Below are 11,515 nucleotides of genomic sequence, written 5' to 3' on the forward strand. Positions count from 1 at the left end.
CAGGGGAGATCAGCCGAGGAGCTTGCGCGCCGCCTGCTCGATCTCGTCCTCCGACAGCAGCACGTGATCGGCGGCGCCGCCGAGCGGGATGAAGCTGTCGGAGGAGGTGACCCGGGCGACGGTGCCGGTGAAGCCGGCGTCGAGCAGCTCGGCCACGATGCCCTCGGAGACGCCGCCGGAGCGGCGGGTCTCGTCGGCGATCAGCACGTTGCCGGTCAGCTCGGCCGCCCGCAGCAGGTCCTCGACCGGCAGCGGGGACAGCCAGCGCAGGTCGAGGACGCGGCAGCCGTACCCCTCCTGGGTCAGTCGCACCGCGGCCCGCAGGCTCATCCGCAGCCCGTTGCCGAACGTGACGATGGTCAGGTCGCGGCCGTCGCCGTAGGAGCGCGCCCGCCCGATCGGCACGTGCGTCTCCGGCCAGCGCCCGGGGGGCGCGTAGGGCGCCAGCCAGCCGCCGTCGCCCTCGTCGAACAGGTCGCGCGTGTGGTAGAGCGCGATCGGCTCCAGGAACACGCAGACCGAGCCGGACGTACGGGCCGCCGCCAGGCACGTGCGCAGCATGGCGGAGGCGTCGTCGGGCCGCGCCGGTGAGGCGATGACCAGCCCGGGGATGTCCCGCAGCGCGGCCACCGCGTTGTCGTTGTGGAAGTGGCCGCCGAACCCCTTCTGGTAGGAGAATCCGGCCACCCGCACCACCATCGGGTTGGTGTACTGGTGACGCGAGAAGAACGACAGCGTGGCCGCCTCGCCGCGGATCTGGTCGAGCGCGTTGTGCAGGTAAGCCAGATATTGGATCTCGGGTACGGGCAGCAGCTTCGACACGCCCTGGCCGAGCGCCAGCCCCAGCACGGCCTGCTCGTCGAGCAGCGTGTCGAACACCCGCCCCGCCCCGAACCGCTTCTGCAGCCCCCTGGTCACGCCGTAGACGCCGCCCTTCTTGGCAACGTCCTCGCCGAACACCGTCATCTCCGGATAGACGGCCAGCGCGTCGGCGAGCGTGCGGTTGATGGACTGCGACAGCGTCATCGCCTTGTCGTTCTCGGGCAGCGCCCCGGCGAACGCCTTCTCCCTGACCGCGGCGGAGGCCGCCATCGGGCTGATCTTGGCGATCAGCTCGGGCCGGCGCGGCGCGATCGGCTCCATGACCTCCTCGGCCGAGCCGAGCCGCGGGCTGCGGGTCGTCTCCAGAGCGATCCGCAGCACGTGCTCGCGGGCGGACTCGTACAGGGTGAGCAGATCCTCCGGCGTCTCCAGCCCCGCCTCGATGAGCAGGGCGGCGGTACGCAGCAGCGGGTCGCGTTCGAGGTCGGCCCTGATCTCGCGCTGGGTACGGTACGCCGACTCGACGTCGGACCCGGCGTGGCCCATGAGCCGCACCGTGGACAGGTGGAGGAAGGCGGGGGAGCGGCGCTCGCGCACGTGCTCGGCGGCGCGGGCGGCGGCGTCGTACGCGGCGGTCAGGTCGCAGCCGTCGGCGGCGAAGTATTCGATGCCGGGACGGCGCGCGGCCGCCTCCACCCAGCCCTGGGGCGTGCGGACGCTGATGCCGATGCCGTTGTCCTCGCACACGAACAGCAGCGGCAGCGCCTGCCCCTGGTAGGTGGCGTAGGAGGCGGTGTTGAAGCCCGACAGGGCGCTGGCGTGGTTGACCGAGGCGTCACCGAAGCTGCACACCGCGATGGCGTCGCCGGGCCAGGCGGCCCGCACCCCGAGCGCGCGGGCCCGCTCGATGGCGAACGCCACGCCCACGGCCCTGGGCAGATGGCTGGCGATGGTCGAGGTCTGCGGGATGACCGCCAGGTCGGGGTGGCCGAACACCTTGTGCCGGCCGCCCGCGATGGGCTCGTCCGCCGCGGCGGTCAGGCCCATCAGCACGTCGCGGATGCCCTGCTCGGGCAGCCGCCCGGCCTGCTCGGACCGGGTCAGGTAGAACGCGCCCGAGCGGTAGTGGAGCAGCGCCGGGTCGTCGGGCCGCAGGGCGGCGGCGACGGCCGCGTTGCCCTCGTGACCGGCGGAGCCGATCGTGTAGTAACCCTCGTCCTGCCCGCGCAGCCAGCGGGCGGCGATGTCGAGCAGCCTGCTGTCGAGCTGGCGCAGGAACAACGTCCTCGCCCGCTCGCCGGTCAGGGACGTGCCCTCAAGGATCGGCTGCCCCGGATCTCGCTCGGGGCCCGTCTTGAGCGTCGCAACCGCCTGGATGAAGTGAGTCTCAACTGTGTCCCGCGCCACAGCATCGATTATGTCTCTGATCGGCGCTGACGTCTGCCGGACACCGGTGACATGTTGTGGACCGGTCCGTTTGACCCGCAATTATTACGGTTTGTCAGAATACTCAACCCTGTCGCCCGCGCGTACGTCTACTTATATGACACACGTGGCACCCTCAATGCCGCGTTGGACCAATGGGGTCTCCAGAAAGGAACCCGCATGTTACAACGCATTCGTGTCGCCGCCCTCGCAGTCGTGCTCGGAGCAGGGACGCTCACCCTGGCTCCCACCGCGGCGGCGACGGCGGCCACCGCCCCAGCCATCAGTGACGTGGCGGTCAGCCCGGCCGCTCCGGTCGTCTTCGACTCGCCGGTCAACGTCACGTTCACCTTCACCACCACCGACGCGACCGACGCCGGCCTCAAGCTCAACGGACAGACGGTCAACGTCTCCTCCTCGCCGGCCGGCGGCGGCCTGAAGTGGACGGGCACCAAGTCCCTCGGCCCCGGCAGGTACGACTACGCCGCCACCGCCCAGGGCACGCCGCCCGCGGTCAAGTCCGGCTCGTTCATCGTCACCAAGGCCGTGACCACCTCGTTCGGCGACTTCGACGCCAGCCCTGACCTGGTCGACAAGGGTGACGACATCAGGGTCACCGGCCGGCTGCTGGCCGACGGCAGAGGATTCGGCGGCCAGTCCGTCTCCATCGCCTTCCGCGCCCGCGGCTCGAACGACTACCGCGAGGTCGCCAAGGTGACCTCCGGCCGCGGCGGCTGGTTCGGCACCCGCGTCAAGGCCGAGGCCACCGGCTGGTGGCGGGCCTCGTTCAGCGCCTCCGGCACCGCCAAGGGCTCGGTCAGCGAGTCCGACCGGGTGGACGTCAAGCGTGCCGACCTCGCCAGCCACCTCGTCGGCTTCGACGCCCGGCCGGAACCGGTGGACAAGGGCGACCGGCTCGCCTTCACCGGCTCCCTGCGCGTCGACGGCCGCGGCGGCCTGGACGGCCAGCGCGTCAGCGTCTTCTTCAAGGCCGACGGGTCGCGCAGGTGGGAGTACGTCACCAGCGACGTGACCAGCAGGCACGGCCGCTTCTGGGCCACGACGCGGGCGCAGACCTCCGGCTGGTGGCGCGCCCAGTACGCGGGCACGCGCGGCGTCGACGGCTCGACCAGCGGCGCCGACTGGGTGCGGGTCAACCAGCCCGCCCCCGAGCCCGAGCCCGAGCCGTCGAGGGCCGACACGCGGCTGACCAAGTTCAACGCCTACCCGGAGCCGGTCAAGCGCGGCCGGTACCTGAAGTTCAAGGGCAAGCTGCAGATCGACGACGAGGGCACCTGGGAAGGCTACGAGGGCAAGGTCGGGCTGTACTTCAAGCCGCTCGGCTCGAAGAAGTGGCAGTACGTGAAGACGACCTGGTCCAGCGAGAGCGGCCGCCTCTACACCAGGGCCAAGGCCTGGCGGTCGGGCTACTGGAAGTTCGTCTTCGGCGGCGACGAGGACGCCTACGGCGACGACAGCCGCAGGGACTACGTCCGCGTGCGACGCTGATCACCCACCACTGAACGAACGAGGCCCGGGGGCACCACCTCGGGCCTCGCCCATTCGCCGGCTCAGGTGACGATCTTGTCGTGGACGCGAGTCAGCATCGCCTTGATGTCGGCGATCTCCCCGTCCACACCCTCGAAGCGCTTGTCGATGGCCTCGAAGCGTCCGTCCATGGCTTCGAAGCGCTTGTCGATGACCTCGAAGCGTCCGTCCATGGCTTCGAAGCGCCTGTCGATGGCTTCGAAGCGTCCGTCGATGGCTTTGAACTGCCGTTCGGTCTCACCGGCTTGCTGCTCGATGAGGGACTTGAGGCTGTCGAAACGTGCGTCGTGCTGATCGAGCCGGTTGTTGACCTGGTCGATCCGCAGCTCGACGCGGGAGATGTCGGTGTCGATGCGGCCCAGACGTTCCGCCGTCGACGACGTCAGCTTGGTGATGCGCTCGTTCGTGCTGTTGAGTTCGCGCGTGACGTCGCTGAACCCCTTCTGCATCTTCTGTGTGGCCTCGTCGAACCTCTTGTCGATCTTCTCGAGAAGGTTCTCCCCGACGGCGTCCACACGCTCGTGGAGCGTATCGAGCCGGTCTGCGATGCTGTTTCCTGGCACACCACTCACAGTAGTCTGCTCCAGCCTGGCGACCCTGACTTCCAGGTCGCGGCACTTCGTTCGAAGTTCGAACATCTCGGATGTGCTCCTTGCTTCGGAGGGAGAAGGGGATGAGCCGCGCGGCTGCATCGGGAAAGTTACCCTCCGTACAAGATCATGCGCAGAAAGATGCGAGATTCACTCCTGTTCGATCTGAGTGACCCCGGAGAAGTTAGCGAGCCTTAACGGCGGCGGTGATGGCGGCGTGGGCCATCGTGTGCAGGAGCGGGCGCATGTCCTGGGCCGGTAGTTCGCCGGCGCTGTGCGGGGTGGAGTTGAGCAGGCCGAAGACCGCGTGCGTGGCCGCGCGCAGCCGGGCCGCCGGGCAGGCGGGGTGGAGCTCGGCCAGCACCGTCACCCACTCCTCGACGTAGAGCCGCTGCAGCCGTCTGATCTGCCGGCGGGCGGGCTCCGGCACGTTGCCCAGCTCCCTGTCGTGCACCGTGATCAGCGCCGGCTGTTCGATCGCGAACGTGATCTGCGCGTCGAGCAGCGCGTCCAGCGTGGCCCTAGGGTCGGGGGAGGTCGTGACGGCCGCGACCGCCGACTCGCGCAGCCGTGAGCTGATGTCCAGCAGCATCTCCGACAGCAGCGCGTCCTTGCCGTCGAAGTGGCGGTAGAGCGCGGGGCCTGAGACCCCGACCGCGCCGCCGATGTCCTCGATCGAGACGCCGTGGAAGCCGCGCGCCGCGAACAGCCGGGCGGCCGCCTCCAGGATTTCCCCGCGCCTGTTGCGCCGACCACGGGTAGGAGTGCCTGAAGCGGTGCCGGAGGTGGTGCTGGAGACGGTGGCCACGTCTCACATGCTAGACGATGACGTTAATGATGACTAACATCCGTGCCATGAGAGGGGACTCATGAGCAGTGACTGGCCGGTGCTGAGATCGGCCGCCGTGCCCGGGAGCGAGGCGTACAAGCACAACGCCGAGCTCAACGAGCGGCTGGCCGCCGAGCTGCTCGAACGGCTCGCGACCGCCGCGCTCGGCGGGCCTGAGCGGTCGCGGCGGCGCCACGTCGAGCGCGGCAAGCTGCTGCCGCGCGACCGCGTGGACGGCCTGCTCGACCCGGGCTCGCGCTTCCTGGAGCTGTCGCCGCTGGCCGCCGGCGGTCTCTACGACGACCAGGCGCCCGCGGCCGGCATCATCACCGGCGTCGGCCGGGTGTCGGGCCGCGAGTGCGTGATCGTGGCCAACGACGCCACCGTGAAGGGCGGCACGTACTACCCGATCACGGTCAAGAAGCACCTGCGCGCGCAGGAGGTGGCCCTGCACAACCACCTGCCGTGCGTCTATCTCGTCGACTCGGGCGGGGCGTTCCTGCCCAGGCAGGACGAGGTGTTCCCCGATCGCGAGCACTTCGGCCGCATCTTCTACAACCAGGCCACGATGTCGGCCCGGGGCATCCCGCAGATCGCCGCCGTGCTCGGCTCGTGCACGGCCGGCGGCGCGTACGTGCCTGCCATGAGCGACGAGGCGGTCATCGTCCGCGGCCAGGGCACGATCTTCCTGGGCGGCCCGCCGCTGGTGAAGGCGGCCACCGGCGAGGAGGTCACGGCGGAGGAGCTGGGCGGCGGCGACCTGCACGCACGCGTCAGCGGCGTCACCGACCACCTGGCCGAGGACGACGCGCACGCGCTGGCCATCGTCCGCGACATCGTCTCCACGCTGGCCCCGCGCGCCGCCCGCCCGTGGGACACGATCGCGCCGGAGCCGCCCGTGCACGACCCCCGCGACCTGTACGGGATCGTCCCCGCCGACACACGTCAGCCCTACGACGTGCGCGAGGTGATCGCCAGGATCGCGGACGGCTCGCGCTTCCTGGAGTTCAAGGCCGAATACGGATCGACCCTCGTGACCGGGTTCGCCCACGTGCACGGCCACCCGGTCGGCATCGTGGCCAACAACGGCATCCTGTTCAGCGAGTCGGCCATGAAGGGCGCCCACTTCATCGAGTTGTGCGACCAGCGCCGCATCCCCCTGCTGTTCCTGCAGAACATCAGCGGCTTCATGGTCGGCAAGGCCTACGAGGCGGGCGGCATCGCCAAGCACGGCGCCAAGATGGTGACGGCCGTGGCGTGCGCGCGGGTGCCCAAGTTCACGGTGGTGATCGGCGGCTCGTTCGGGGCGGGGAACTACGCGATGGCGGGGCGGGCGTACTCGCCCAGATTCCTGTGGATGTGGCCGAACGCCCGCATCTCGGTCATGGGCGGCGAGCAGGCCGCGAACGTGCTCACCACCGTCGGCGACGCCGACCCCGACGCGATCAGGGCCCAGTACGAGCACCAGGGCAACCCCTACTACTCCACGGCCAGGCTGTGGGACGACGGGGTGATCGACCCGCTCGACACCCGTACCGTCCTGGGCCTGGCACTGTCCGCGGCGGCCAACGCCCCGCTCGAGCCCGCCGGTTACGGCGTCTTCCGGATGTGACGCGATGGTGTTCGACCGTGTTCTGATCGCCAACAGGGGCGAGATCGCCGTACGGATCGCGCGCACGCTGCGCGCCCTCGGCATCACGTCCGTGGCCGTGCACACGCCGTCCGACGCGGAGGCCAGGCACGTCCGCGAAGCCGACATAGCCCTCCAGGTGCCGAAATATCTGGATATTGAGGCGATTATTGGGGCGGCCCGCGCGGCGGGAGCGCAGGCCGTGCACCCCGGCTACGGCTTCCTGGCCGAGAACCCCGAGTTCGCCCGCCGCTGCGTGGCCGCCGGGCTCGTGTTCGTCGGCCCGCCGGCCGCGGCCATCGAGGCCATGGGCGACAAGATCCGGGCCAAGGCCACCGTGTCGGCCGCCGGCGTGTCCGTGGTGCCGGGCGCGACAGAGCCGGGCCTGGAGGCGTGGACCGACTTCCCCGCTCTGATCAAGCCGTCCGCCGGTGGCGGCGGCAAGGGCATGGTGCTGGTGCGCTCGGCCGCCGAGCTGCCCGGCGCGATCGAGTCGGCCCGCCGTACGGCGCTGGCGGCGTTCGGCGACGGCACGCTGCTGATCGAGCGTTACGTCGAGCGCCCGCGCCACATCGAGATCCAGGTCATGGCCGACGCCCACGGCGGCGTCGTGCACCTGGGCGAGCGCGAGTGCAGCCTCCAGCGCAGGCACCAGAAGATCATCGAGGAGGCGCCGTCGCCGTTCGTCACCCCCGAGACGCGCGCCGGGATGGGCGCGGCGGCCGTGGAGGCCGCGCGCGCGGTGGGCTACGTGGGCGCGGGCACGGTCGAGTTCATCGTGGACGGCACGACCGGGGCCTACCACTTCATGGAGATGAACACCCGGCTCCAGGTCGAGCACCCCGTCACCGAGCTGGTCACCGGGCTGGACCTGGTCGAGCTGCAGCTCAGGGTGGCGGCCGGCGAACGGCTCCCGTTCGGGCAGGACGACGTGCGGCTCGGCGGGCACGCGGTCGAGGCGCGCGTGTACGCCGAGGACCCGGCGCGCGGCTTCCTGCCGACGGGCGGGCGCGTGCTCGTCCTGCGCGAGCCCGGCGACGACACGGGAGCGACGCCAGGACCCCTGACAGCGGCGCGACCGCACGGCGGGCGCGCGGTCGTCCGGGTGGACTCCGGGCTGGCCGAGGGCGGGACGGTCGGCAGCGCGTACGACCCCATGCTGTCCAAGGTCATCGCCTGGGCCCCGGACCGCGACGCGGCCCTGCGCGCGCTCGACCGGGCGCTGGCCGACACGGCCGTCCTGGGCGTGGTCACCAACGTGCCGTTCCTGCGAACTCTGGTCGCCCACCCGGCCGTACGCGCGGGCGATCTGGACACGGGCCTGGTCGAACGGGTGCTGCCCGAGCTGGTGGGGGACGACGGCGTCCCGTGGGACGTGCTCGCCGCGGCGGCTCTCGTCTTCCACGCCCTGCCGCAGGGCGACGACCCGTGGGAGGTCACCGACGGCTGGCGCGTCGGCGCGCCGGCGTGGACGACGTGGCGGCTGGAGTCGCGGGACGGCGTGCACGAGGTCCGGGTGCGCGGCCTGCCGGAGGAGGCCGCCGAGGTCCTGGACGACGACGGGCGCCCGCGGCCGGCCAGGATCCGTACCCGGCGCGGCGTTCCCGGCGAACGCTCGCTCGGCGTCACCATCGGCGGGCGTACCGAGAATTACCTGTTTGTACGCCGCGCCGACACGCTGTGGCTCGGCCGCGACGGCGCGTCCTGGCAGCTGACCAGGCACCGCATCGGCGACCCCGGCGACCGCCCCGGCGCCGCGGCGGCGGGCGACGGCGTGGTCAGGAGCCCCATGCCCGGCACGGTCCTGCTCGTCAAGGCCGAGCCGGGAGACCGGGTGAGCGAGGGGCAGCCGCTGATCGTGGTGGAGGCGATGAAGATGGAGCACACGGTCACGGCCCCGCGCGACGGGATCGTCTCCGAGCTGACCGCGCGGGCGGGCCGTCCCGTCGACATGGACGCCGTCCTGGCCGTGATCACCGCTGAGGAGGCGACGTGATGCCGTACCCGGAGGAAGGCCTGCCGCACCAGGTCACGATCTACGAGGTCGGCCCGCGCGACGGGCTGCAGAACGAGTCCGCGATCGTGCCCGTCGAGGTCAAGGCCGAGTTCATCGACCGGCTCGCGGACGCGGGACACAAGGTGATCGAGGCGACCAGCTTCGTGCATCCGAAGTGGGTGCCGCAGCTCGCCGACGCAGGTGAGCTGCTGGAGCGGCTGCACAGGAGGCCGGGCGTGCGCTACCCCGTCCTCGTGCCGAACGAACGCGGCCTCGACCGCGCGCTCGACCTCGGCGTGGACGAGATCGCCGTCTTCGCCAGCGCGACCGAGACCTTCGCCGCGAAGAACCTGAACCGCAGCCTGGAGAGCCAGTTCGAGATGTTCGAGCCGGTCGTGGCCAGGGCGCTGGACAACGGGATCAAGGTGCGCGCGTACGTGTCGATGTGCTTCGGCGACCCCTGGGAGGGTCCCACGCCCATCGGGCAGGTGGTCGCGGTCGGCGAGCGGCTGCTCGGGCTCGGCTGCTACCAGCTCTCGCTCGGCGACACCATCGGCGTCGGCACGCCGGGCCACGTCACGGCCCTGATCGACGCGTTCCGCCGGCCCGAACGCCTCGCCGTGCACTTCCACGACACCTACGGCCAGGCCCTCGCCAACACCCTCGCCGCCCTCAGGGCGGGCGTCACGACGGTCGACGCCTCCACGGGCGGCATCGGGGGCTGTCCCTACGCCGAGTCCGCCACCGGCAACCTCGCCACCGAGGACCTCGTCTGGATGTTGCGCGGACTCGGCATCGAAACCGGGCTCGATCTGGGCAAGCTCGTGTCCACCAGCACCTGGCTGGCGGAGCTGCTCGGCCGGCCCAGCCCCTCTCGCGTCGTACAGGCGCTGTCGAAAGGCTGAGACATGCTCAAGGACGAGTACGAAGAGCTGCGCAAGACCGTCGAGTCTTTCGCCCGCGAGGTGGTCGCCCCCGTGATCGGGGACTTCTACGAGCGCGAGGAGTTCCCGTACGACATCGTGCGGCAGATGGGCGCGATGGGGCTGTTCGGGCTGCCCATCCCCGAGGAGTACGGCGGGATGGGCGGCGACTACTTCGCCCTCTGCCTGACCCTGGAGGAGCTGGCCAGGGTCGACTCCAGCGTGGCGATCACGCTGGAGGCGGCGGTGTCGCTCGGCGCGATGCCGATCTACCGCTTCGGCACCGACGAGCAGCGCGGCACCTGGCTGCCCCGGCTCACCTCGGGGGAGATGCTCGGCGCGTTCGGCCTGACCGAGCCCGGCGGCGGGTCCGACGTGCCCGGCGGGATGCGCAGCACCGCCGTCCTGGACGGCGGCGAATGGGTGATCAACGGGACGAAGGCGTTCATCACGAACTCCGGCACCGACATCACCGGCGTCGTCGGCGTGGCCGCGCTCACCGGCGAACGCGAGATCTCCACGATCCTCGTGCCCAGCGGCACGCCCGGGTTCACGGTCTCGAAGAAGTACTCCAAGGTCGGCTGGAACGCCTCCGACACCCGCGAGCTGGCCTTCACCGACTGCCGCGTGCCCGCCGAGAACCTGCTGGGCGAGCGCGGCCGGGGTTACGCCCAGTTCCTGCAGACGCTCGACGAGGGCAGGATCGCGCTCGCGGCCCTCAGCGTCGGGCTGGCGCAGGGGTGCGTGGACGAGTGCCTGACGTACGTACGGGACCGCAGGGCGTTCGGCCATCCGATCGGCCACTACCAGTCCATCCAGTTCAAGATCGCCGACATGGAGGTCCGCGCCCACACCGCGCGCCTGGCCTACTACCACGCGGCCGAGAAGATGCTGGCCGGGGTACCGTTCAAGAAGGAAGCGGCGATCGCCAAGCTGGTCGCCTCCAACGCGGCGATGGACAACGCGCGGGACGCGACCCAGGTGTTCGGCGGCTACGGCTTCATGAACGAGTTCCCCGTCGCGCGTTTCTACCGCGACGCGAAGGTGCTGGAGATCGGGGAGGGCACGAGCGAGGTGCAGCGCATGCTCATCGCCCGCCAGCTCGGGCTCGGTGACCTGTGAACGATGTTTGCGGAGGCGACGGTGCACGATCTAGGGTCGATGGTCATGACGGCTGACGATCTTCTCATCAGGAAGGCGGAGAAGGCGGACGCGGACGAGGTGTTCGCGCTGGCCCGCGAGTTCGGTCTGACCTTCAGGCCCGAGCGCGAGGCCTTCGACGCGGCGCTTCCCCAACTCCTCGCCAACGACGACGCCCTCCTGCTCGTGGCCGTCGTGAACGGCCGGGTGCAGGGTTACCTGCTGGGGTTCGTGCACCTGACGCTCTTCGCCAACGGGCCGGTGGCCTGGGTGGAGGAGGCCATGGTCCAGTCCGGATCGCGGCGGCAGGGGATCGGGCGGACACTGCTGGAGGAGTTCGAGCGGTGGGCCCGCACACGGGAGGCCGGCTACGTGGCGATGGCCACGCGGCGGGCGCCGGAGTTCTACCACGCGCTGGGTTACGAGGCGTCGGCCACGTTCTTCCGCAAGGTGCTGCGCTGAGGACTTCCGGCTTCCGCGAGGTCGTGCGCTGACCTCGGGCCGCTGCACTCGGGCTTCCGTGCTCGGGCTTCCGTTGCTCGGGCTTTCGTACGCTCCCCGCGAAGGTGGGGGCGGCCGACGTTTTCTGTCACCGCTGGATGGCATCCTGGG

The 11,515-nt window shown here is 70.8% G+C and carries 9 protein-coding genes; 6 read left to right on the forward strand and 3 right to left on the reverse strand.

The annotated features are described in order from the left end of the window. Window positions 1–9 precede the first annotated feature (9 nt). Entirely contained in the window at window positions 10–2,229 is a 2,220-nt protein-coding gene (locus tag OIE67_RS08960) for a thiamine pyrophosphate-dependent enzyme (protein ID WP_326638483.1), read from the reverse strand. A 198-nt stretch (window positions 2,230–2,427) separates the two neighbouring features. Between OIE67_RS08960 and OIE67_RS08965 the strand changes: the two genes are divergently transcribed. After that, entirely contained in the window at window positions 2,428–3,756 is a 1,329-nt protein-coding gene (locus OIE67_RS08965) for a hypothetical protein (RefSeq protein ID WP_326638485.1), read from the forward strand. A gap of 62 nt (window positions 3,757–3,818) precedes the next feature. On the opposite strand, the gene OIE67_RS08970 is transcribed toward OIE67_RS08965, so the two are convergent. Both OIE67_RS08970 and OIE67_RS08975 read right to left on the reverse strand, forming a co-directional pair. Continuing rightward, entirely contained in the window at window positions 3,819–4,433 is a 615-nt protein-coding gene (locus tag OIE67_RS08970) for a hypothetical protein (protein ID WP_326638487.1), read from the reverse strand. A 136-nt stretch (window positions 4,434–4,569) separates the two neighbouring features. Further along, window positions 4,570–5,193, reverse strand: coding sequence for an SACE_7040 family transcriptional regulator (locus OIE67_RS08975; RefSeq protein ID WP_393273886.1), 624 nt, complete (start codon window positions 5,191–5,193; stop codon window positions 4,570–4,572). Window positions 5,194–5,254: 61 nt separating this feature from the next. Between OIE67_RS08975 and OIE67_RS08980 the strand changes: the two genes are divergently transcribed. Genes OIE67_RS08980 through OIE67_RS09000 form a run of 5 tightly spaced genes read left to right on the forward strand, consistent with a single transcriptional unit; the run spans window position 5,255 to window position 11,365 of the window. After that, on the forward strand, window positions 5,255–6,826 hold the full coding sequence (locus OIE67_RS08980; RefSeq protein WP_106234485.1) for a carboxyl transferase domain-containing protein: 1,572 nt from the start codon (window positions 5,255–5,257) through the stop codon (window positions 6,824–6,826). 4 nt (window positions 6,827–6,830) lie between these two features. Then, window positions 6,831–8,840: an acetyl/propionyl/methylcrotonyl-CoA carboxylase subunit alpha gene (locus tag OIE67_RS08985; protein ID WP_326638491.1), complete on the forward strand. Its 2,010-nt coding sequence runs from the start codon at window positions 6,831–6,833 to the stop codon at window positions 8,838–8,840. Then, window positions 8,840–9,745: a hydroxymethylglutaryl-CoA lyase gene (locus OIE67_RS08990; protein ID WP_326645269.1), complete on the forward strand. Its 906-nt coding sequence runs from the start codon at window positions 8,840–8,842 to the stop codon at window positions 9,743–9,745. Before OIE67_RS08985 ends, OIE67_RS08990 begins: the two co-directional genes overlap by 1 nt. A 3-nt stretch (window positions 9,746–9,748) precedes the next feature. Continuing rightward, window positions 9,749–10,885 (forward strand): acyl-CoA dehydrogenase family protein, encoded by a 1,137-nt coding sequence (locus tag OIE67_RS08995; RefSeq protein WP_326638494.1) that lies wholly within the window; start codon window positions 9,749–9,751, stop codon window positions 10,883–10,885. A 45-nt stretch (window positions 10,886–10,930) separates the two neighbouring features. Further along, a complete protein-coding gene (locus OIE67_RS09000; RefSeq protein WP_106234864.1) occupies window positions 10,931–11,365 on the forward strand; it encodes a GNAT family N-acetyltransferase in 435 nt (144 codons plus the stop codon). Window positions 11,366–11,515: the final 150 nt, after the last annotated feature.

The organism is Nonomuraea fuscirosea, assembly GCF_035917475.1.
Lineage (GTDB): Bacteria > Actinomycetota > Actinomycetes > Streptosporangiales > Streptosporangiaceae > Nonomuraea > Nonomuraea fuscirosea.